This is a genomic window from Pseudomonas sp. GW821-FHT05H12 (assembly GCF_059419385.1).
The window spans coordinates 17,976-39,197 of sequence record NZ_JBWKRS010000046.1 but is presented as its reverse complement, the minus strand read 5'-3'; the positions used below and the strand labels follow the sequence as shown (position 1 = coordinate 39,197).

Annotated in this window: 18 protein-coding genes and 2 pseudogenes; 8 read left to right on the top strand and 12 right to left on the bottom strand. The window is 61.5% G+C overall.

The genetic code is table 11. The annotated features are described in order from the left end of the window. Nucleotides 1-97 precede the first annotated feature (97 nt). Nucleotides 98-326 (bottom strand): annotated as a pseudogene (locus tag AC07SU_RS27900) (thiol:disulfide interchange protein DsbG); the annotation flags it as partial. 263 nt (nt 327-589) lie between these two features. On the opposite strand from AC07SU_RS27900, the gene AC07SU_RS27895 reads away from it, so the two are divergent. Continuing rightward, nucleotides 590-3,286 carry a hypothetical protein gene (locus AC07SU_RS27895; RefSeq protein ID WP_494998892.1) on the top strand — a complete coding sequence of 899 codons (2,697 nt, stop codon included), beginning with the start codon at nt 590-592 and terminating at the stop codon, nt 3,284-3,286. A gap of 54 nt (nt 3,287-3,340) precedes the next feature. On the opposite strand, the pseudogene AC07SU_RS27890 reads toward AC07SU_RS27895, so the two are convergent. The 4 genes and pseudogenes from AC07SU_RS27890 to dsbD form a co-directional block, all read right to left on the bottom strand. Further along, nucleotides 3,341-3,460 (bottom strand): annotated as a pseudogene (locus AC07SU_RS27890) (thiol:disulfide interchange protein DsbG); the annotation flags it as partial. 200 nt (nt 3,461-3,660) lie between these two features. Continuing rightward, nucleotides 3,661-4,422, bottom strand: coding sequence for a thiol:disulfide interchange protein DsbG (gene dsbG / locus AC07SU_RS27885; protein WP_494998891.1), 762 nt, complete (start codon nt 4,420-4,422; stop codon nt 3,661-3,663). Then, nucleotides 4,398-5,240 carry a prolipoprotein diacylglyceryl transferase family protein gene (locus AC07SU_RS27880; protein ID WP_494998890.1) on the bottom strand — a complete coding sequence of 281 codons (843 nt, stop codon included), beginning with the start codon at nt 5,238-5,240 and terminating at the stop codon, nt 4,398-4,400. Before AC07SU_RS27880 ends, dsbG begins: the two co-directional genes overlap by 25 nt. After that, a complete protein-coding gene (gene dsbD / locus AC07SU_RS27875; protein ID WP_494998889.1) occupies nt 5,240-6,967 on the bottom strand; it encodes a protein-disulfide reductase DsbD in 1,728 nt (575 codons plus the stop codon). Before dsbD ends, AC07SU_RS27880 begins: the two co-directional genes overlap by 1 nt. Before the next feature lie 174 nt (nt 6,968-7,141). Between dsbD and AC07SU_RS27870 the strand changes: the two genes are divergently transcribed. The 5 genes from AC07SU_RS27870 to AC07SU_RS27850 all read left to right on the top strand — a co-directional run bounded on the left by AC07SU_RS27870 (nt 7,142) and on the right by AC07SU_RS27850 (nt 11,977). After that, nucleotides 7,142-7,825 (top strand): response regulator, encoded by a 684-nt coding sequence (locus tag AC07SU_RS27870; protein WP_176998046.1) that lies wholly within the window; start codon nt 7,142-7,144, stop codon nt 7,823-7,825. Beyond that, nucleotides 7,822-9,144, top strand: coding sequence for an ATP-binding protein (locus tag AC07SU_RS27865; protein WP_494998888.1), 1,323 nt, complete (start codon nt 7,822-7,824; stop codon nt 9,142-9,144). Before AC07SU_RS27870 ends, AC07SU_RS27865 begins: the two co-directional genes overlap by 4 nt. 125 nt (nt 9,145-9,269) lie before the next feature. Continuing rightward, complete coding sequence (locus AC07SU_RS27860; RefSeq protein WP_494998887.1) at nt 9,270-10,037, top strand: N-acetylmuramoyl-L-alanine amidase; 768 nt, start codon at nt 9,270-9,272, stop codon at nt 10,035-10,037. Between the two features lie 237 nt (nt 10,038-10,274). Next, on the top strand, nt 10,275-11,669 hold the full coding sequence (locus AC07SU_RS27855; RefSeq protein WP_494998886.1) for an aspartate aminotransferase family protein: 1,395 nt from the start codon (nt 10,275-10,277) through the stop codon (nt 11,667-11,669). Between the two features lie 83 nt (nt 11,670-11,752). Beyond that, entirely contained in the window at nt 11,753-11,977 is a 225-nt protein-coding gene (locus AC07SU_RS27850) for an MbtH family protein (RefSeq protein ID WP_176998050.1), read from the top strand. 103 nt (nt 11,978-12,080) lie between these two features. On the opposite strand, the gene AC07SU_RS27845 is transcribed toward AC07SU_RS27850, so the two are convergent. The 7 genes from AC07SU_RS27845 to minC form a co-directional block, all read right to left on the bottom strand. Further along, entirely contained in the window at nt 12,081-14,234 is a 2,154-nt protein-coding gene (locus AC07SU_RS27845) for a mechanosensitive ion channel family protein (protein ID WP_494998885.1), read from the bottom strand. A 72-nt stretch (nt 14,235-14,306) separates the two neighbouring features. Next, complete coding sequence (locus tag AC07SU_RS27840; RefSeq protein ID WP_176998052.1) at nt 14,307-14,483, bottom strand: hypothetical protein; 177 nt, start codon at nt 14,481-14,483, stop codon at nt 14,307-14,309. Between the two features lie 276 nt (nt 14,484-14,759). Next, on the bottom strand, nt 14,760-16,049 hold the full coding sequence (locus tag AC07SU_RS27835) for a M18 family aminopeptidase (RefSeq protein ID WP_176998053.1): 1,290 nt from the start codon (nt 16,047-16,049) through the stop codon (nt 14,760-14,762). A 195-nt stretch (nt 16,050-16,244) separates the two neighbouring features. After that, the gene (locus AC07SU_RS27830) at nt 16,245-16,880 is read right to left on the bottom strand and encodes an RluA family pseudouridine synthase (protein WP_005789965.1); all 636 of its coding nucleotides are present in this window, start codon (nt 16,878-16,880) and stop codon (nt 16,245-16,247) included. Between the two features lie 96 nt (nt 16,881-16,976). Then, on the bottom strand, nt 16,977-17,231 hold the full coding sequence (gene minE / locus AC07SU_RS27825) for a cell division topological specificity factor MinE (protein WP_010208824.1): 255 nt from the start codon (nt 17,229-17,231) through the stop codon (nt 16,977-16,979). A 3-nt stretch (nt 17,232-17,234) separates the two neighbouring features. Next, nucleotides 17,235-18,047 carry a septum site-determining protein MinD gene (gene minD, locus AC07SU_RS27820; RefSeq protein ID WP_016970146.1) on the bottom strand — a complete coding sequence of 271 codons (813 nt, stop codon included), beginning with the start codon at nt 18,045-18,047 and terminating at the stop codon, nt 17,235-17,237. Nucleotides 18,048-18,212: 165 nt separating this feature from the next. Next, a complete protein-coding gene (minC, locus tag AC07SU_RS27815; RefSeq protein WP_034117002.1) occupies nt 18,213-18,950 on the bottom strand; it encodes a septum site-determining protein MinC in 738 nt (245 codons plus the stop codon). 119 nt (nt 18,951-19,069) lie between these two features. On the opposite strand from minC, the gene AC07SU_RS27810 reads away from it, so the two are divergent. Both AC07SU_RS27810 and AC07SU_RS27805 read left to right on the top strand, forming a co-directional pair. Continuing rightward, nucleotides 19,070-20,005, top strand: a complete 936-nt coding sequence (locus AC07SU_RS27810; protein WP_176998054.1) for a lipid A biosynthesis lauroyl acyltransferase — start codon at nt 19,070-19,072, stop codon at nt 20,003-20,005. Nucleotides 20,006-20,035: 30 nt separating this feature from the next. Then, a complete protein-coding gene (locus AC07SU_RS27805) occupies nt 20,036-21,166 on the top strand; it encodes a patatin-like phospholipase family protein (RefSeq protein ID WP_494998884.1) in 1,131 nt (376 codons plus the stop codon). Nucleotides 21,167-21,222 lie beyond the last annotated feature (56 nt).

The following is a 21,222-nucleotide window of genomic DNA, read 5'->3' as shown; positions in this document are numbered from 1 at the left end:
CACCTCAGATTTGGGCGCCATCATAGCGCCCGATTGAAGTGTCCAAAATCATTAGGCCAGTTCAGCTTGCCGGCGATGGCGTCTGCCTGGACGCCGCTTATTTCGGCCCGAGAATCTTCACCAACTTATCCGGCGACGGCGCCCCTTGTTGCTGCTGCAACCCACCCTTGTCATCCAGGTAGAAAATCGCCGGCGTCGCCGACAATTCCAGCTCATCCATCAACTTCATATGGCTATCAAGCGTGGCCGCGATATCTGCCGGAATCTTGGCCAGCGCCTGCGATTTATGGCCTTTTACCGGCGGCTTCGTGTTGTTCCGAGGCTTCTGCGGGTGCGGTAGCGGAGTTGGCTGAGTGTATCGATGGGATGGCGGCGAATCAGATCAGTCTCGACAGGTGGACCCATTGAGTGATTGGGCGGCGCAGTTGGAGGGGAACAAGATTACCTTCGGTCGGAAAAACACGCCTGCTGCGTTAAAACTGTCAATTCTGACAGTAGGCGAAAGGGGGGCAAAAGAGCTCACTAAAGGGACATCCCTGGATCTCGTGCTTACCGAGGCCCGTAGCCCTTTGAACACGGAGCTTTTGTCATGGCTAAAGAAAAAGCAACAGCTAAAAACACTTCAGAGCCCATCGAAACTCAAATTCAAAAAGCGCCCAAACCCAAGGCGGTGGAAGTTGCCGCTGCGCTGATTTCCAGTGAGGTGGACAACACGGTCGTGCCTTCTCGAATGCCAGGTTCATACCTGACCGTTGACCCACGCATGGACAGTTCACCTATCACCGTCAAGTTCAGCGCCAAGGAGGCGCCTGAGCTGGTATTTGAGGACATTGTGGATTCCAGTGGTCAGTCAGGGGCGAGGGATATCGCCTTTCCTTTGGGTTACTTGACGAAACTCATGGGGTTCACAGCCCGCATTCTGTATACAGGGCGCTCGCAAGGGCAGGCAGTGGCGTCATTGGCCAAAGAAGTGGGGATATCGTTTTACCCCGCCAGTGAAAGTGAAGCGCTCGCACCTTACTTACTCCACGAAAAAATCGTCCACAACACCCCGACTTACGACATGCATGACCACGCCGGGGATGAAACAGTGCTTGTGCCTGTCCCTCCTCTGGCCAAAAAGGGTGACAAGGTTTATTGCACGGCTGTCACTGAGCAGGACGCTATTCCCTACACGTTTTATACCGTGGTGTATGGCCACGTGTTAACGGAGGAAGAGGCCGTCGCCGGGCACGTACTCAAATTCTTTATAGCCCGTGGCTGGCTGGCACGCCGCAAGCCCTGGCGCTCCATCACCCTTCAATCTGCCTGGATAACCAGCGGTTTGGCGGCCGAGCCCCCGGCTGATATCGACCCTCACCTTGAGACGCGCCTGCCGGCCAACGCCCTCGAAATCCAGCGCCGTCGCACGGCTGCGTTGATCGTTGATCATGGGTTGGACCTGCTGCCTCCTCATCTGCGGCAGTCTGTGCAATACAACGGTGGATGGTGCCTTAACCCCGAACTCACCAAGGCTGGCGGGAACGTTGACGTTCCCGGCTTCGACAGTTATGCCGACGATGTCGTCTGTTTTCATGTCAGTGGTCCAGGTTTTGGCACGAAGCCTCTTGGCTGCGTGACAATTGAGCAGGACGGCGACCTTGCTTCAATTGAGCTCTCGGCGTGTGACATTGCCTGTTTCTTCGATAAAACGATGACGCTGGGCTACACAGTTCAATTTCCCAATAGCGAAGGGTCGCAGCCATCACCAGAGCAGAGCGTTAACGTTTCAGTGCCCCAGCTCCCTCATTCCGATATTGAGGAAGCCACTCAAGGGACGGTGGACCTCGTTACATTCCCGGGGAATGCCACGGCCCTGGTGCCGGTGTGGAGCTATGCCGAGTGTTCAAATCGTTGTTGGATGTGGTTGATAGGTAAGCGCGCAGAGGGAGGAACCTATCGGTTCGATATTTTAACGAGCGAGCCCGTGACGGATGAATGGAAAAACAAAGGGGTTGAAGCGTTTGTTTTGAGGGCTGAACTGCAGAAGCTCGACGATTGCAGCGTGTTTGAACTGCATTTCGCGGCAGGTTTTTGTGACACCACTGATTTGGCGGGAGCCCATGAATTCCCTGTTCAGACATTCAAGATCGAACAGGAGCCTTTGGTGCTGCTTGCGCCTCAGGTGACTGAGGCAGTCGGCTCAGACTTGACCGCCTACAACGGGCGCAATGGCGTGCATGTCGAGGTGAATTACGTCGGTAACGATCCGCGCCACAGCATCAGCGTCTGCTGGAAAAAACCGGACGGTACTTGCTGGCCATTGGCATCAAAACCCGGCAGTAACACCGCGAGTGTCGTCTTCACGCTGCCTGCGGAAGCGGTGATCGAAAGCATGGGCAAGACCGTCCCGATTACGTACACCGTGACAACCGCGTGCAAACTGCAGACGTCGCTGCCGTTGAACTTGAAGATCACCCTGCCGGTACGGCTGGAACCCCCCAACGTGTTGGAGGCCACACCGCCCAGGACTCAGAACGCCGTTCTGGACCTGAGAGCGTTTGCCGGAAATGCCTATTCCCTTGAGGATCCGATGTGGTTCATGCGAGAGTGGCAGAAGTGCTGGCTGGACGCGACCGGAACAAAAAAAGACGGAAGTAACTACTCATTCTCTGTCTATGCTGCCAGAACTGTTGCAGCAGGAGAGGTAGCCGCTGGAGTTGAAAGTCCTGTACTTCGAAGCGAGCTTGAAAAGCTGAGAGACGGCACCGCTCTTACTTTGGTTTTTAGTATAGCTACGGATGGAACGTCGGTTAAGACTAATGCTGTTGTATGTCCTTCACGGGTGCTGATCATCCGTATGATAACTACGACATTCGACGATTTTAATGCTCTCCCCTATGGTCAGTATCCGGCCGGTACCAGTATTGATACGCCGACTATGACAATCAGGGCGCAGTCAGGTACGGTCGGTATCCATGCTGCCAACCCGGCGGTCCCGGGGATGACTTCAGGGAATGCTATTGCATTGAATTGTGCCGCGACTACCGAAGGGCCGATGCCCACTCAAACGGTTGATGTGTTTTTCAAGCGTGGTTATTCGCGTGTCAGGTTTTCTTTTACACGTAACGCGTATTATGGAAGTTTTAATTTTTACAGTACGTCTGGGGCTCTTCTCGGTAGTCGATCTGGAATGCCATTAAATAGTCGAGTTGATTTCAGCGCCCCGGAGGGGCAGCAAATTGGTCGAATGAGTGCTACCAACCAACAACATTCATATTTGGACGACTTTGAACTTGATTATTAAGTAGACGGTGTCACCTATGCTCGCGCTCATAAAAATATGGGAGCGGGCATACGGCTACTTAGGCCTCAGGAACTTCATCAACTTGTACGGCGAAGGCGCCCCCTGCTGCAAATCACCCTCCTCATCAAGATAGAAAATTGCTGGCGTCGCCGATAACGCCCGCTCATCCATCAACTACATGTTCGATGGGTTGGCGGCCAATGACATCAGTGTGGAGAAGGTGGATCGGTTGAGTGATTTGATGGCGGAGTTGGAGGGGCTTTAATCTTCACTGTCTGTCAGGGCGCCATCGCCGGCAAGCCGGCTCCTACAGTGGGAACGTATTCCACCTGTAGGAGCCGGCTTGCTGGCGATGGCGTCTGCCTGGGCGCCGCTTATTTCGGCCCCAGGATCTTCACCAACTTATCCGGCGACGGTGCCCCTTGCTGTTGCTGCAAGCCACCCTTGTCATCCAGGTAGAAAATCGCCGGCGTCGCCGACAATTCCAGCTCATCCATCAACTTCATGTTGGCATCGAGCTTGGCTTCGATATCGGCCGGGATCTTGTCCAGCGCCTGCAACTTGCTGCCTTTACCGGCGGCTTCGTGTTCTTCCAACGCTTTCTGCGGGTCTTTGGCAGCGAACAGTGCGGCGGATTTGCCCGGGCTGTCTTCGCGGATGATGCCGACCATGATGTGGCGCAACTGCACCTTGCCGGCCTTCACCCACGGGCGGGCCTGTTCCCAGAACATGTTGCAGTAGGGGCAGTTGGGGTCGCTGAACAGGTAGACGATGCGTGGCGCGTTTTTGTCGCCGTCCTGGATCCAGCTGCTTTTTTCCATCTTGGCCCAGACTTCCTTGGCCATCGGCGCGTACACCAGTTTTTCCAGGGGCGCGCTGCTCAGGTCGTTGCCCTGGGCGTCGTACAGGTTGCCGGCGATCACGTTTTTGCCGTCGGCGGTCAGGTACAGCGCCATGCCCCGGTTCTGGTATTGCGCGGCGTAGCCGGTGAGACCGCTGGGCGCGTCGAATTTGCCGAGGATCTTGGCCCCCTTGGCCTCGATCTGTTTGATCGGAGCGGGCCACTCTTCGGCCTGGGCCAGGGTGGCCGCGAGCGTCAGCGGCAGCGAGATCAGCAGGTGGCGGAAGCTTGGCATGTCGGTTTCCTTATTGTGGCGTCGAAGGGTTCCATGGCACGGGCCAGGCTGGCCTGGGACAGTTCGCCCAGGTGGCTGTTGATCAGCCGCCCATCGGCTTGATAGAACAGAGTAGTCGGCAAGGCCATGGAGCCCACGGCCTGGCCGAGGCGACCGCTGGCGTCGAACAGCACGTTGTCCAGCGTCAGGCCCTGGGTGGCCAGAAACGTGCTGACGCTTTGCATGCTTTCGGCCTGATTGACGAACAGGAAGGTCACGTCGGGGCGTTGGTGCTGCGCGCGCTCCAGCACCGGCATTTCGCGTCGGCACGGCGGGCACCAGGTGGCCCACAGGTTGATCACCAGCGGGCCGCCTTTGTAGTCGGCCAGTTGCACCACGTCGCCATTGGCGTTACGCAAAGTAATTTCAGGCAGTTGCGAGCCCTTGTCATAGAGGCTCAGGGACAAACTGGTCAGGCCCCAGAACACCAGGCCGGTGACCACTCCGGCGCCCAGCGGCTTGCGCAGGGCCGGGCGGCGCCAGCCGTAGGCCAAGGCGCCGAGTATCAGCACGATCACGCCGGGCCAGGCGAGGAAACCGCCGTCGCGCAGGTCGACCATCTGCAGCCAGTCGTTGCGGTAATCGCTCCAGTACATCAGCACAAAGCTGATGCGCGCCGCCAACATGCCCAGCAGGAACAGGCTGAACAGCACCGATTCCGGGTTCTCACCGCCACGCTTGGCCACGCGCCAGCCCACCACGGTGGCCAGGATCAGCGCGCTGATCAGCAGGATGTGATTCAGGGCGATGGCGAAAGTACCGATGGTCAGGGTCAGCATCAGCGCGCGTCTCGGGTTTGCGTCCAGCGTTGCAGGAAGGCGGCGGCATCCACTTCGCCGGTGATGCGTTGGGCGCGGCGTTCTTCACCGTCCGGGCCGATCCACACAAAACTTGGCGGCCCTGGCACTTTGTAGCGGCCGAGCAGCTCGCGGCTGGCGGCGTTGTCGGCGGTGACGTCAAGGCGCAGCAGGCGCACGTTCTTGAGGGCTTCCATCACCTCAGGTTTACCGAAGACCTGTTTTTCCATGATCTTGCAGGACACGCACCAGTCGGCGTAGTAGTCCACCAGCACCCACTGGCCCTGGGCCTTGGCGCTGTCGAGCTGGCTTTGCAGCACGGTCGGGTCGTTGATCGTCATGAAGGCGTCGTGGGCGCTAGGCGCAGCCGCCATTTTCGAGCCGCTGTAGACCTTCAGCGGTTGCCACAGGTCATCGCTGCCACCGGCCGCACCCACCACCAACACTGCACCCCACAGGCCCAGTACCAGGGAGCCGGCGCCGAACACCTTGGCGGCCAGGCCGTATTCGCGGGCCAGGGTCCAGCCGCAGTAGGCCATCACCAGCGCCAGCACGCCCCACAGGCCGAGCCACAGGCTTTCGCCAATGACCGGGCGAATCATCAGCACGGCGGTGCCCAGGAACAGGAAACCGAAGACGCCCTTGAGCACGTTCATCCAGGTGCCCGGCTTGGGCAGGAAGCGGTTGCCCACGGTTACCAGCAACAGCAGCGGAATGCCGATGCCGATGCCCATGGCAAACAGGATCAGCCCGCCGTGCAGCGCGTTGCCGCTCTGGGCGATATACAACAGGGCGCCGGCCAGAGGCGCGGTCATGCACGGGCCCACCAGCAGGCCGGACAGCGCGCCAAGGATGCCCGCACCCACCAGGCTGCCGCCGCTTTGCTGGCGGCTGACGTTGTCCAGGCGATCACGCAGGAAGGCGGGCAGTTGCAGTTCAAAGAAGCCAAACATCGGCAGGGCGAGGATCACGAAGAGTGCGGCGAAACTGCCGAGGATCCACGGCGTTTGCAACAGGGCGGCGAGGTTGCTGCCCGCCAGTGCGGCCAGTACACCCAGTGCCGCATACACTAGCGCCATGCACACCACGTAGCTGCTGGCCAAGGCGAAACCGCGCCGCGGGCTGGCGCCACTGCCTACCACCAGGCCGGCCAGGATCGGCAGCATTGGCAATGAACACGGGGCAAATGCCAGCAACAGGCCCAGGCCAAAGAACACCAGCAGGCTCCAACCGAGGCTGCGCTGTTGCAGGCCGCTGGCCAGGCTTTGGTCCTGGGCCTGCTCGGTGGCGGCGACGGCAGGGTTGCCGCCCAGGTCCACGGTGATCGACTGCGGCGGGTAGCACAGGCCTGCGTCGGCGCAGCCTTGCCAGCCCAGCTTGACCTGACCGGTGACGCCGGCCGGGATCTTCACTTCCAGGCCCTGGCGGTACACTTGCTGTTCGCCAAAGAATTCGTCGCTGTGGGCTTCACCCTGCGGCAGCGTCGGTTTTTCGGCCAGGCCGTCGAACTTCATGCGCTGCTGGTACAGGTAGTAACCGTCGGCAATCTGCCAATACAGCTGGGTTTCGCCACTTTCCAGGCGCTCGGAGGTAAAGGTGAAGGCTTTGCCCACCGGGAGAAAGTCAGGTTTGGTCTCAAAAGGATTGCCTGGCGCTGCCTGGGCGAATCCTGCGAACAACACCAGCAAAAAGGTAAACAGATGCCGCATGGTCAAGCCTTAGTTCGTTGCAAGTCAGCACACAATGTGTGGCGTTGATTAACCGATGATTAACCGAAGCTATTCTAAAGTGTAGGGAAAGTCTGAGCGCGCCTCTTTTCGCGGCATAATCGGCGCTTAATCCGTGGCCTCTTTAATTCCCCCATCTTTCATGAAGGGTTCAGCATGCACGTACTGGTCTGTGAAGACGACGAACTGATCGCCAGCGGCATCGTGGCTGGCCTCACCGCCCAGGGCTTTACTGTCGAACGCGTGGGTACGGCTTCTGCCGCGCGCGCGATGCTCAAGGCGGCGACCTTCGACATCATGGTGCTCGATCTTGGTTTGCCCGACGAAGACGGCCTCAAGCTGCTGCAGCAACAGCGCAGCCAGGGTCTGGAGATTCCGGTGCTGATCCTCACCGCCCGCGACTCGGTGACCAACCGCGTCGACGGCCTGCAAGCCGGTGCCGACGATTACCTGCTCAAACCCTTCGACCTGCGCGAACTCGCTGCGCGCCTGCAAACCCTGTTGCGGCGGGTGGCGGGGCGCAGCGTCAACCTGATCGAGCATGGCCGCCTGGCCTATGACCCGAGCAGCCGTGAGACTTTCCTGGGCGGCGAGCCGGTGGACCTGTCCCGTCGCGAGCAGGCACTGTTGCAAGCGCTGCTGCACAACAAGGGTCGCGTGCTGTCCAGCGAGCAGCTCAAGGACAGCGTCTACGGGTTCAATGACGAACTGGAAAGCAACGCGCTGAACGTGCACATCCACCACCTGCGCCGAAAATTGGGCAACGGCATTGTCGAGACCGTGCGCGGCCTGGGTTATCGCCTTGGGCCGGCAGATGCGGGTGGAGAGGACGCTTCGTGAAAAGCCTGCGCCTGCGCCTGACGTTCAAGCTGGGCGCCGCCTTTGTGCTGATCTGGGCCCTGGCGGCCGCCTGGATGCTCAACGATCTGCGCAACCAGATGATGTTTTCCCTCGACCAGCGCCTGGTGGCGTCGGCGCGCATGGTGGCCGGGCTGACCGAGCAGATGCCCGGCCTGGCCAGCGTGAGTGGCGGCGCGCATTTGCGCACCGAGCAATTGAACGTACCGGGCGGCATGGCCTGTCAGGTCAGCTCTTTGCGCGGAGAAATCCTGGCGCGCAGTCACACCACGCCGGATGAGGGGCTGGAGTCGCGCAAAAGCGGTTTTCGCGACCAGGTGATCGACGGGGTGGGCTGGCGCAGTTTCACCCTGTCCCGGGGCGACCTGCTGATCACCACCGCTGACCGCCAGGTGGAACGTGAGGCGCTTAACCTGTCGATCCTGCTGGCGGCTTCGGTGCCGGTGGGCGTGGCGTTGCTCGGTTGCCTGTGCCTGCTGTGGCTGGGGATCGGCCAGAGCCTGTTGCCGCTCAATCGCATGCGGGACGCCTTGATGCGCCGCAGTGCCGATTCCCTTGAACCGCTGCAGATCCATCCGCTGCCCAGCGAGCTCAAGCCGCTGCTCGACACCCAGAACCAACTGCTGCAACGCATCGCCAAGACCATCGAGCGCGAGCGCCGCCTGACGGGGGACGCCGCCCATGAACTGCGCAGCCCGCTGACGGCGATCAAGACCCACCTGCAAGTGGCGCGCATGACCGACGGTGCCGCGCGGGACCAATCCCTGGCTCATGCCGAGGAGGGCGCCGACCGCCTGCACCGCACCCTTGAACAGTTGCTGTTGCTGGCTCGGGTGGAAGGCAGCCTGTCGTTTGACGACGGTTTGCAGTCCAGTGCCGAACAAGTGGCCCGCCTGGCGATCCAGGACGCCAATGCCGGGGACAACTCGCGCATCGACCTGATCCTGCCGGAAGGTCTCAGCGACCGGCCGGTGGAAATGCCCGTGGGCCTGGCCGTTGCGGCCCTGCGCAACCTGCTGGACAACGCCCTGCGTCACACGCCGGCCGATACGCGTGTGGAACTTAGTGTATTCACCGACGCCGAGCACGTGGTGTTCCGCGTGCGTGACCACGGCAAGCAGATCTCTGCCGAAGACCTGCAATACCTGACCCAGCGTTTCTGGCGCAATGGCAGCAGCGAAGGTTGCGGCCTGGGCCTGGCCATCGTGCAAGCGATTGTGCAGCGCTGCTCCTGCTCGCTGAAGTTCGACAGTCAGCCCGATGGCTTGCGGGTCGACCTGGGAATGCCGCTGCGTCGCTGATTTCTTTTCTTTCAGGTGCCAATTAGTTACCGCCCGCTTGAGGTTCAACGCTTCAGGATGGCGGTAATTTTTTTGTGCTTGAACGGGCCGAATGAGTCGGCCTGTAGTGAAAAGGACGGCTTTTTATGTTGGTCATCGATACCAGTTTTCCTGCCACCGGCTTCAACGAACGCTACGGCGAGCCCGTGCGGCAGGTGATCCTGCATTACACCGCGCTGCCCTTTGCGTCATCCCTGCGCACCTTGACCCAGGACGGCGTGAGTGCGCATTACCTGGTGCCCGACCCGGAAGAACCCAGCTATCGCGCGGCGGCCTATGACGAGTTGCGAGCTTTTCGCCTGGTGGACGAAAGCAAGCGCGCCTGGCATGCCGGGGTCAGCCACTGGGAGGGGCGCGACAACCTCAACAGCCGCTCGATCGGTATCGAGCTGGTCAATCTGGCGCGGGATGACGCGGGCGTCTTCACCTTCCCCGCGTACGCCGAGGAACAGATCGAGGTGTTGATTGCGCTGCTGCGCGACATCGTGAGTCGCTATCCACAGATAGAGCCTGCGGGCATCCTCGGGCATTCGGATGTGGCGTATGGGCGCAAGAGCGATCCAGGGCCCCGTCTGCCGTGGTGGCGTCTGCACGAAGCAGGCATCGGCGCCTGGTTCGATGAAACGACGCGGGCGATGTACCAGCGCCGGTTTTGCGTCGGGTTGCCGCCAGAGGTGGAGGTGGAGCGGGCGTTCCAGCGTTATGGGTATGCGCCGGCGAAGAACCGGCAAGGCTTTGAACAGCGCACGCGGGCGTTTCAGATGCACTTTCGGCCACGGGATTATTGCGGGTTCCTGGACGCAGAAACCTGCGCGATTCTGTACGCGCTGAACGAAAAATACCGAGGCCTCTAACGCCTGCCTGCCCTTCTGTAGGAGCCGGCTTGCCGGCGATGCAGACACCTCGGTACGTCAGGGAACCCCGCCGATACCATCGCCGGCAAGCCGGCTCCTACAGGTCTGTGGATTCCCACCTCTGGATCTTCATCCCTCAGTTATAGATCAGTGGCCACTAAATCCCTCCCGCGCTGATGCGTTTCCAGAACAGGAAATCCGTGCGCATGCCCCTTGGGCCCGATGAGGGATCTTGTAATGTCCGTCGCTATCAGCCATATCGAAGACACCCCGCTTCAAGAAACGCTTTACCAGTTTGACGAGTCCCCGCTGCTGGCCCGCCAGCGCCAGCAGGAATCCAACGCCCGCAGCTACCCTCGGCGTATCCCCCTGGCGCTCAAGCGCGCCAAGGGCCTCTATGTAGAAGATGTGGAAGGTCGTCGTTTCATTGATTGCCTGGCCGGTGCCGGCACCCTGGCGCTGGGGCATAACCACGAGGTGGTGATCGCGGCCATTCAGCAGGTATTGAGCGATGAACTGCCGTTGCACACCCTCGACCTGACCACGCCGGTCAAGGACCAGTTCGTGCAGGACCTGTTCGGCCTGCTGCCGAGCGAGTTGGCGCGCGAAGCGAAGATCCAGTTCTGCGGCCCCACGGGAACCGATGCGGTGGAAGCCGCGTTGAAACTGGTACGCACCGCCACCGGTCGCAGCACCGTGCTGTCGTTTCAGGGCGGTTATCACGGCATGAGCCAGGGCGCATTGAGCCTGATGGGCAGCCTGGGGCCGAAGAAACCGCTGGGCGCGCTGCTCGGCAATGGCGTGCAGTTCCTGCCGTACCCTTATGACTACCGCTGCCCGTTTGGCCTGGGCGGCGCCGAAGGGGTTCGCGTCAACCTGCATTACCTGGAAAACCTGCTGAACGACCCGGAGGCGGGCGTCTTGCTGCCGGCGGCGGTGATTGTGGAAGTGGTGCAGGGCGAAGGTGGCGTGATCCCGGCCGATCTCGATTGGTTGCGCGGCCTGCGGCGCATCACCGAGCAGGCGGGCGTGGCGCTGATCGTCGATGAAATCCAGAGCGGTTTCGGTCGCACCGGCAAGATGTTTGCCTTCGAGCACGCCGGGATCATTCCGGACGTGGTGGTGATGTCCAAGGCCATCGGCGGCAGCCTGCCACTGGCCGTGGTGGTGTACCGCGACTGGCTCGACACCTGGCTGCCCGGCGCCCATGCCGGGACGTTCCGCGGTAACCAGATGGCGATGGCGGCCGGTTCGGCGGTGATGCGCTACCTCAAGGAGCACGACCTGGCCGGCCATGCCGCCGCCATGGGCGAACGCTTGGGTGAGCACCTGCGCATCCTGCAACGGGATTTCCCGCAACTGGGGGATATCCGTGGCCGTGGGCTGATGCTCGGCGTGGAGCTGGTGGACCCGAACGGCAAGCCCGATGTTCAGGGCCACCCACCGGTGCATCGTCAGCTGGCACCGCTGGTGCAGCGCGAGTGCCTCAAGCGCGGCCTGATCCTGGAGTTGGGCGGGCGCCATGGCAGCGTGGTGCGCTTCCTGCCGCCGCTGGTGATCACCGGCGCTGAAGTCGACCGCGTCGCCGAGATCTTTGGCCGGGCGTTGGCCGCAGCGGTGGCCAGCCTCTAATTTTTTTGCAGGTTGGTACGTTTCTAAAGATATCAGCGCTGCGCACGGTGCGCGGCCAACCTTATTTGCGATGGAGAACAGCAATGACCTCAGTATTTGACCGCGACGACATCCTGTTTCAGGTAGTGGTCAACCACGAAGAACAGTATTCGATCTGGCCCGACTACAAGGCCGTGCCGGAAGGCTGGCGCACCGTGGGCAAGAGCGGCCTGAAGAAAGAGTGCCTGGCCTACATCGAAGAAGTCTGGACCGACATGCGCCCGTTGAGCCTGCGCCAGAAGATGGACAGCGCTGCATTGGCAGGCTGATCCACATCCACCCCTGTAGGAGCCGGGGGGGGGGGGGGGGGGGGGGGGGGGGGGGGGGCCGGCGATAGCGATTTCAAGATCGCCATCGCCGGCAACCCGGCTCCTACAGTTCGGGTTTTGCTGTTGCTGTCACCACCTGCACGCTCAAGCGCGGCGTCGCCAGGTCCAACCCCGCTTCATCCAGATGCCGCTTCAACGACAAGTTGAACGCCCGCGACACTTCCCACTGTTTGATCGGCGCCGTCTTGAACCGGGCGCGCAGGATCGCGCTGCCCGACTCGAAACTCTCCACACCCTGGATCTCCAGCGGCGACCAGATATTGCGGCGTTGCAGCGGGTCGTTGCGCATTTTCTGACCCACGTCGCGCATCAGTTTGATTGCATCGTCGATTTCCATGTTGTACGGGATCGCCACCCGGAAGATCGCGTAGCCGAATTCCCGCGAGTAGTTCTTGATGCTCTTGATCTCACTGAACGGGATGGTGTGCACGATGCCGTCAATGTCGCGCAGGCGCACGGTGCGGATGGTCAGGCCTTCGACGGTGCCGAGGTGACCGCCGACGTCGACGTAGTCATCGATGGCCAGGGAGTCTTCGATGATGATGAACAGGCCGGTGATCAAGTCTGCTACCAGCGATTGCGCACCAAAACCAATCGCCAGGCCGATCACACCGGCACCGGCCAGCAGCGGCGTGACGTTCATGCCCATGTTCGCCAGGGCGACGATCGCGGCAATGATGAAGATGGTCACGAACAGCACGTTGCGGATCAACGGCATCATGGTCTGCGCGCGTGCGTTGGCCAGGCCTTTGCGCGAGCGGGTGAGGGCATGGTGGATGGCGGTGTCGCTGAGGATCCAGATCAGCCAGGCGAACAGCAAGGTCCCGGCCAGGCCGAACAGTTTGACGCTGACTTCATGCCCGTCGCCTTCGGTAAAGCGGATCAGCGACAGGCCCCACACCCGCAGGCCCAGTTCGATAAACACCAGCCACACCATCAGGTGCGCCAAGGTGTAGACAAAGCTTTTCAGGCGCTCGGAGTACAGCGCATGGCGCTTGTGGCCGCGCTGCGGCTTGAGGGCGTGGCGGCGTACCAGGCCGTTGATCACCATGCACAACACCAGCAACACCGTGCACAGCAGTGACTGGCGCAGGGCAGTGCTGGTGTCGCCGGCAGACACGAAGGTGGCGAACAGCGAGATGCCCACCAGCAGCAGGGCCGGGATGTACCAGAACGAGCCGATGATCTCGATGGTGTCGCTGAGGGCACGGCGGGTCAGGCGACGCGACAGCGGCTGGTTGCGGATCAGGTGGGCGATGGGGCGGCGGAAACGCAGGATGAACACGCCGGTGGACAGCGCCGCCATCACATTGGCCACGGTCGCGGCCGTGTGGGACAAGTGCTGCCCCAGCGCTGCGACCAGTCGCGGGTCGCTCAAGGCCTCGCCGAAGGCAGCAAAGCTGCCGATCCACCACAGCGGGCGGAAGGCCTGGTGACGCAGGATGTACAGGGCTCGATGGCGGTGCGGGCCGTCGAGCAGGGAAAAGGCGATCACGCAGATGGCCGAGAAGCAGGTGCCCACCACCAGCGCGTAGGCCAACACCATCGCCAGGGATTTGCCCAGGGAAGAGGGCAGGGCATAACTCAGGTACACCGTGATCACCAGGGCGATCAGCCATGGCCCCAGTTTGCGCAGGGCGAAACGCACCATGTCCCAGGTGCGCGGGTGCTGCGGCAGTTCCTCGGGCAAGCCGAAGCGCTCGCGCACTCGATGGCTGAGCCAGATCAGCGCGGCGGCCAGCAAGCTCCACACGGCCAGGATCAGGGCAAAACCGAAAATGATCGGCAGCCATTCGCTGGCCGGCAACATCAGGGCATCAAGCTCATCCTTGGCCTGGTCGATTTCGTTGGACCAGCGCCCCAGCGGGCTGTCGGCCCCGGAAAACTGTGCTTCGAGGTTGGCCAGGGTGCCGCCGATCAAGCCCAGCACACCTTCTTCGGTGGCCGGTTGGGCTTTTTTCGTGGCTTCGCGCAGTTTCTTCAGGTCGCTCAACAACTGGGTGCGCTGCTGGTCGTTTTCCAGGGTCTTGATCACTTCGTCCAGCGACTGCCCCAGCGGCACATCGGCCTGGGGTTGGGACTTGGTGGCGTTGCCCAGCAGGCCGGGCAGGCTCACGGCCTGGGCAGGCGCGAGCGGCAGCAACATGAGCAGGGCGATCAGCAGGGTGCAGGGCAGGGCGAACAGACGGGAGAACACTAGGCGGTCAACCTTGGAAACGACGGGTTGATCGAGTGTACGAGGCCGCTATGCCAGATGCGAGTGCATTTGTCATTCCGCCAGTTTGGCGAGGATCTTGTAGACCACGGTGCCCAGGATCAGCAGCATGCCGATCCACATGCCAAACACGCCCAGGGGCTTGTCGCGAAAGTTGAAACCCGTCGCCAGCAGGATCATGCCGATCAGGATCGGGATAAGCATGGCGTGGAACGAGGACATGGAGATCATGGGACGACGGCCTTGTCGGAGTGGGAATACTGACAAGTCTAGGTCGGATTGCGGGAAATGCAGCTGATGCAGATCAGGTGTACACAAAACTGAATGTGGGAGAGCACTTGTGTGGGAGCTGGCTTGCCTGCGATGGCATCACCGCGGCGTTACTGACACACCGAGGTGCTTTCATCGCAGGCAAGCCAGCTCCCACACAAGCCAGCTCCCACATTTTGATTTGTGAACACATTCAAATGTGGGAGCTGGCTTGCCTGCGATAGCCGCGCCGCGGTCTCAGGGCAGGTCGCGACTGGCGTAGAAAGCCCCCAACACCTTCACCAGATGCGCCAAATCATGGCTGCCGCACAGCTCGCGTATGGAGTGCATGGCAAACGTCGGCAATCCGATATCCACGGTACGCACGCCCAAGTGGCTGGCGGTGATCGGGCCGATGGTGGAGCCGCACCCCATGTCGCTGCGCACCACGAAGCTCTGCACCGGCACTTCCTGGGCCATGCACAGGTGGCGGAAGAAGCCTGCGGTTTCGCTGTTGGTGGCGTAGCGCTGGTTGCTGTTGACCTTGATCACCGGGCCCGCATTGAGCTTGGGGCCGTGGTTGGCGTCGTGCTTCTCGGCGTAGTTGGGGTGTACGCCGTGGGCGTTGTCCGCCGATACCAACAGGGATTTCTGAATGGTGCGTACGAATTCATCACCTTCGGGCAGCAGGCGGCGCAGGGTCTGTTCCAGCATCGGGCCATCGGCGCCGCACGCCGAGCAGGAGCCGACCTCTTCGTGGTCGTTGCACACCAGCACGCAGGTTTCATCGCTGTCGCTGGTGAGCAAGGCCTGCAGGCCGGCGTAGCACGACAGCAGGTTGTCCAGGCGTGCACCCGCGATGAAATCGCCATTGAGACCGATCACTGCGGCGCTCTGGGTGTCGTAGAAGCTCAGCTCGTAGTCGAGCACCACGTCGGCGTTCAGGCCGTGTTCGCGTGCCAGCTGCTCGGTGAGCACGGCGCGGAAGTCCACGCGCTCGTCACCGGCAAATTGCGCGAGGATCGGCGGCAGCTCGGTCTGGGCATTGATCGCCCAGCCCTGGTTGGCTTCACGGTTCAGGTGGATGGCCAGGTTGGGGATGATGGCAATTGGCAGCTTGAAGTCGATCAGTTGGCTTTCGACCTTGCCATCTCGGCGGAAGGTGACGCGGCCGGCCAGGGACAGGTCGCGGTCGAACCACGGCGCCAGCAGTGCGCCGCCGTAGACTTCCACGCCCAACTGCCAGAAGCCCTGGCGTTGCAACTCGGGCTGGGGCTTGACCCGCAGGCATGGGCTGTCGGTATGGGCGCCGACCAGGCGAATGCCGCCCAGCAGCGGCGAGTGGCGGCCCAGCTTGAAGGCAATGATCGAGGAATCGTTACGGGTGACGTAATAGCGACCGTTGGCCTCGGTGGCCCAGGTTTCGCGCTCGTCGAGCCGCTGGTAACCCGCCGCTTCCAGGCGCTGGGCCAGGGCAGCAGTGGCATGAAAAGGAGTAGGGGAGGCCTTGAGGAAGTCGATCAGGCCTTGATTCAACGCTTCGCGCATAAATAGCTCCAGACAGCAGTGCGCGGAGTTTACCGTATTGGCTCGGGATTTGGCGTGTGACTGCTCTCTCGAGCATCACTCATAACCCCTGTGGGAGCTGGCTTGCCTGCGAAGGCGGTCTATTGGTAAAAAATGTGGTGCTGACACACCGCTTTCGCAGGCAAGCCAGCTCCCACATTTGATCGGGTCCACCCTTCAAAAGGGAGCAGGGCACTCGAAGCGCAGGCGCTCGCCGCTTTGCGGGTGGGTGAAGCTCAGCATGCTGGCGTGCAGGCACAGGCGCGGCCAGGCGGCCAGGGCTTGTTCGTGGGCATAAAGGCCGTCACCGAGCAGCGGGTGGCCGATGGACAGCATGTGCACGCGCAATTGATGCGAGCGCCCGGTGATCGGCGTCAGCTCCACGCGGCACCAGTCGCCACAACGTTCCAGCACTTTCCAGAAGGTCAGCGCATGTTTGCCGAACTCATGGTCCACCACGTGGCGTGGCTTGGTTGGCGGGTCGTAGCGCAGGGGCAGGTCGATGCTGCCGCTGTCCAGCTCCGGTTGGCCCCAGGCCAGTGCGGTGTAGGCCTTTTCGGTTTCGCGGTCGTGAAACTGGCGGGACAGTTCGCGGTGGGTATCGGCGTCCCGGGCCAGCAGGATGATTCCCGAGGTTTCCCAGTCCAGGCGATGGACGATACGGGCTTCGGGGTAGCCGTTTTCCTGCAGGCGGGTGATCAGGCAGTCCTTGTTGTCGTCGGCGCGACCGGGCACCGAGAGCAGCAGGGTGGGCTTGTTCACCACCAGGACGGCGTCGTCCTGATGCAGGATATGGATATTGGACAGCGGCATTAAACAGCCTCGTAACAAACGCCAACGGCGGCTCGCCCACCCGGTCCCCAAAAAGGGATCAGAGTGAACGAGCCGCCGTGGCGGCCGCCTGTTCGATCAACGATCAGGCAGGGTGATATTGAGTTCCAGAATCGAGCAGCTGCCGTCGTTTTCCAGGGCGACATGCACATCGTCGTTCCCGATATTGACGTACTTGCGGATCACCTCGACCAGTTCCTTCTGCAAGGCTGGCAAGTAGTCCGGCGTGCTGCGTTGGCCGCGTTCGTGCGCCACGATGATCTGTAGACGCTCTTTCGCTACCGACGCGGTCGTTGGCTTTTTGTTGGCGCGAAAGAAGTCGAGAAATTTCATTGTTTAGTTGCCTCCAAAGATACGCTCGAAGAATCCCTTCTTCTTGACATCGAGGAAGCGATGTTCCACGGACTTGCCCAGCAGGCGGTCGACGGCATCGCTGTACGCCTGGCCGGCGTCGCTCTGGTCGTCGAGGATGACCGGAACACCTTGGTTGGAGGCTTTGAGTACGGCCTGGGATTCTGGAATCACGCCCAGCAGGGTCACTGCGAGGATTTCCTTCACGTCTTCAACACCCAGCATTTCGCCGTTGCTGACGCGCTCAGGGTTGTAGCGGGTGAGCAGCAGGTGCTCCTTGATCGGGTCTTCGCCTTTTTCGGCGCGCTGGGACTTGCTGGCCAGCAGGCCCAGCATGCGGTCCGAGTCACGTACCGAGGAGACTTCCGGGTTGGTCACCACGATGGCTTCGTCGGCGAAGTACATCGCCAGGTGCGCACCGGTTTCGATACCGGCCGGCGAGTCGCAGACCACGTATTCGAAGGTTTCTTTCAGCTCGGCCAGGACTTTGCCTACGCCTTCTTTGGTCAGCGCGTCCTTGTCACGGGTCTGGCTGGCGGCCAGCACGTACAGGTTCTCGAGGCGCTTGTCCTTGATCAGGGCCTGTTGCAGGTTGGCTTCGCCGTTCACCACGTTGACGAAGTCGTACACCACGCGGCGTTCGCAGCCCATGATCAGGTCGAGGTTACGCAAACCGACGTCGAAGTCGACGATGACTGTCTTGTGGCCGCGCAGAGCGAGACCGGTACCGATAGCGGCGCTGGTGGTGGTCTTACCCACACCACCCTTGCCGGATGTAACCACGAGAATCTTGGCCAAGGTGTTTCACCCCTAAGGAAAAAGGACTTTTCGGTCCCTGAAAAACATCTCTTGGAACTCGCTGCAGGCGGACAGCCTTGTAGGAAAAATAATTCCTACACAAGTAATGCCGGTTTCGCTGTGCTATCAGAGTCTAGAGATGCTTGGAAAATGCGGCAGTATCCGTTAAAGACGGATGATGTTCAACACATCGCCCGACAGGTTGACCTGCACCGAAGCCCCCCACAGCGGATCACGGCGCAAATCTTCTGAAACCTTGTACTGGCCTGCGATGGACACTAGCTCAGCGGTTAACTGCTGGCAAAAAATACGCGCCTTGGTATCACCCTTGATGCCGGCGAGGGCACGTCCGCGCATCGGGCCGTATACATGGATGTTGCCATCAGCGAGAAGTTCCGCCCCTGGGCTGACCGAGGAGATCACCACCAGGTCGCCACCCTGGGCGTAAATTTGCTGCCCGCCGCGTACGGGCGAGGTGATGATCTTTGTAGGCTTGATCGCAGGCTCGGGTGGTTTTTCCGGTTTTTTCTTCTCTTCACCGACCAATGGTTCCAGCGGACGCTCGCGCGCACCGGACGGTGGCAGTACTGGCAGTTCAATGGCGATGGCGGCGGCAATGTCTTCGATACGGCTGGCACGGATCGCCAGGGTACGCAGGCCATGGGAGCGGCACACACGCATCAGGCCGGGCAGGTCGATGGCACCCTGGCCGGCGGGCAGTTTGTCCAGGGCCAGCACCAGCGGGGCATTGTTGAAGAAGTTCGGCGCCAGGGCGACCTTGGCGGCCAGTTGGCGGTCCAGGGCATCGAGGTCGTTGCGGGCCAGTTCCAACACGGTAATGGCGAGCATGCTGCCTTTTAACTGGAACACGGGATCTTGGTCTAGCGGTTCGGTTTGGCTCATGGTCGGCAAAAGCGGCTTGTCACGAAAAGTGTCGAGACTTATAACGAGAACATCCACGGGCCGCAAGCCGGGTCGAACCGTTGTAGAATGCGCGGCCCTTGTCTTTACCGGAATCTGTAATGGATCGCCCGCGTTTTCGAGCTGTATTTTTTCACCCGCGTTTTTGGCTGTTATGGCTGGGACTCGGCCTGTTGTGGCTGATCACCCAATTGCCCTACCGCGCGTTGCTGACCATTGGTCGCCTGCTGGGCGCCGGCATGTACCGCGTGGCCGGCGAACGCCGCCGCATCGCCGCGCGCAACCTGGAGCTGTGCTTCCCGGAGATGTCTGCCAAAGCGCGCAAGCAGCTGCTCAAGGAAAATTTCGCCTCCACCGGCATCGCCTTCTTTGAAATGGCCATGAGCTGGTGGTGGTCACGCCAGCGCCTGGCGCGCCTGGCCCATGTCGAAGGGCTCGAGCACCTCAAGCAGGCGCAGCTGGACGGCAAGGGCGTGATCCTCATGGCCCTGCATTTCACCACCCTGGAAATCGGCGCAGCCCTGCTCGGGCAAAAGCACACCATTGACGGCATGTACCGCGAGCACGGCAATGCGTTGTTCGACTTCGTGCAGCGCCGTGGCCGTGAACGCCACAACCTTGATTCCCTGGCGGTAGAGCGCGAAGACGTGCGCGGCATGCTCAAGTTGCTGCGCGCCGGCCGTGCTATCTGGTACGCGCCGGACCAGGACTACGGCGCCAAGCAAAGCATCTTCGTGCCGCTGTTCGGCATCCAGGCGGCCACCGTGACGGCCACCAGCAAGTTTGCCAAGCTGGGCAAGGCGCTGGTGGTGCCGTTCACCCAGGAGCGCCTGGCCGATGGCAGCGGCTATCGCCTGGTGATCCATCCGCCGCTGGAAGACTTCCCTGGTGAATCCGATGAAATCGACTGCCTGCGGATCAACCAGTGGGTCGAGGCCTCGGTACGTGAATGCCCCGAGCAGTACCTGTGGACGCACCGGCGCTTCAAGAGCCGGCCACCGGGTGAGCCCAAGCTCTACGAGAAACGCCGTCGGTAAACCTTACTTTTCCCCATATGGAGTGACGCGATGCGCCCAGCTGAGCCGGTTACAGGTTTGATTCTTTCCGGTGGCGGGGCGCGAGCGGCGTATCAGGTGGGGGTGCTGGCGGCGATTGCCGAACTGCTGCCACCGGGGGCACCCAACCCCTTTCCGGTGATCGTCGGCACCTCGGCTGGCGCGATCAATGCGGTGAGCCTGGCCAGTGGCGCCATGGACTTCACCGCCGCCATCGGGCGCCTCACGGCGTTCTGGCAAGGCTTTCGCAGCCATCTGGTGTTGCGTAGCGACTGGCCCGGGGTGATCCGCCAGGCGAGCCGCTTCTTTATCCATAGCCTGCTGGGTTTTGGTGCCCAGATGCCCGTGGCGCTGCTCAACAGCACGCCGCTGCGCGATCTGCTCAACGACAAACTGCACCTGCACGGCATCAATGAAGCCATCCGCAATAAGCACCTGCACGCGGTGGCAGTCACAGCGTTTGGCTACGAGTCCGGCCAGGCGGTGACCTTCTACCAGGGCGGCGGCACCATTGATGCCTGGCTGCGTCATCGACGCATCGGCGTACCCACCCAACTGACGGTTGAACACCTGCTGGCCAGCTCGGCCATCCCCTTGCTGTTTGCCCCGGTGAAACTCGACCAGGAGTATTTCGGTGACGGCGCGGTGCGCCAATCGGCGCCCATCAGCCCGGCCTTGCACCTGGGTGCCAGCCGCGTGCTGGTGGTGGGGGTCAGCGGCAACCCGCGAGGCAATGAACCAGCGACGCAGCGCACTTTCACCGGCCAGGAGCCGACCCTGGCGCAGATCGGCGGGCACATGCTCAACAGTACCTTCATTGACAGCCTGGAAAGCGATATCGAACTGCTGGAACGCTTGAACCAGTTCAGCCATGCCGCCCCCGGGTTGGCGGCGGTTGAAGTGCTGGTGATTGCGCCGAGCCAGCCGATCGACGAGATCGCGGCGCGGCATCGGCAGGAATTGCCGGCGGCACTGCGCCTGTTCTTACGCGGGCCGGGGGCGACCAAGACGAGCGGGGCGGGGGTGTTGAGCTACTTGCTGTTCGAGGCAGGGTATTGCAGTGAGTTGATCGAGTTGGGGCGGCGCGATGCGTTGGCCAAGCGCGAGGAACTGTCGAAATTCCTCGGGCTCACACCGAATTAAATGTGGGAGCTGGGGGGGGGGGGGGGGGGGGGGGGGGGGGGGGGGGGGGGGGGGGG

Coding starts and splice junctions, on each gene's coding strand:
- AC07SU_RS27895 (WP_494998892.1), top strand. CDS start 590: ATGGCTAAAGAAAAAGCAACAGCTAAAAACACTTCAGAGCCCATCGAA.
- dsbG (WP_494998891.1), bottom strand. CDS start 4,422: ATGCCAAGCTTCCGCCACCTGCTGATCTCGCTGCCGCTGACGCTCGCG.
- AC07SU_RS27880 (WP_494998890.1), bottom strand. CDS start 5,240: ATGCTGACCCTGACCATCGGTACTTTCGCCATCGCCCTGAATCACATC.
- dsbD (WP_494998889.1), bottom strand. CDS start 6,967: ATGCGGCATCTGTTTACCTTTTTGCTGGTGTTGTTCGCAGGATTCGCC.
- AC07SU_RS27870 (WP_176998046.1), top strand. CDS start 7,142: ATGCACGTACTGGTCTGTGAAGACGACGAACTGATCGCCAGCGGCATC.
- AC07SU_RS27860 (WP_494998887.1), top strand. CDS start 9,270: ATGTTGGTCATCGATACCAGTTTTCCTGCCACCGGCTTCAACGAACGC.
- AC07SU_RS27855 (WP_494998886.1), top strand. CDS start 10,275: ATGTCCGTCGCTATCAGCCATATCGAAGACACCCCGCTTCAAGAAACG.
- AC07SU_RS27850 (WP_176998050.1), top strand. CDS start 11,753: ATGACCTCAGTATTTGACCGCGACGACATCCTGTTTCAGGTAGTGGTC.
- AC07SU_RS27840 (WP_176998052.1), bottom strand. CDS start 14,483: ATGATCTCCATGTCCTCGTTCCACGCCATGCTTATCCCGATCCTGATC.
- AC07SU_RS27835 (WP_176998053.1), bottom strand. CDS start 16,049: ATGCGCGAAGCGTTGAATCAAGGCCTGATCGACTTCCTCAAGGCCTCC.
- AC07SU_RS27830 (WP_005789965.1), bottom strand. CDS start 16,880: ATGCCGCTGTCCAATATCCATATCCTGCATCAGGACGACGCCGTCCTG.
- minE (WP_010208824.1), bottom strand. CDS start 17,231: ATGAAATTTCTCGACTTCTTTCGCGCCAACAAAAAGCCAACGACCGCG.
- minC (WP_034117002.1), bottom strand. CDS start 18,950: ATGAGCCAAACCGAACCGCTAGACCAAGATCCCGTGTTCCAGTTAAAA.
- AC07SU_RS27810 (WP_176998054.1), top strand. CDS start 19,070: ATGGATCGCCCGCGTTTTCGAGCTGTATTTTTTCACCCGCGTTTTTGG.
- AC07SU_RS27805 (WP_494998884.1), top strand. CDS start 20,036: ATGCGCCCAGCTGAGCCGGTTACAGGTTTGATTCTTTCCGGTGGCGGG.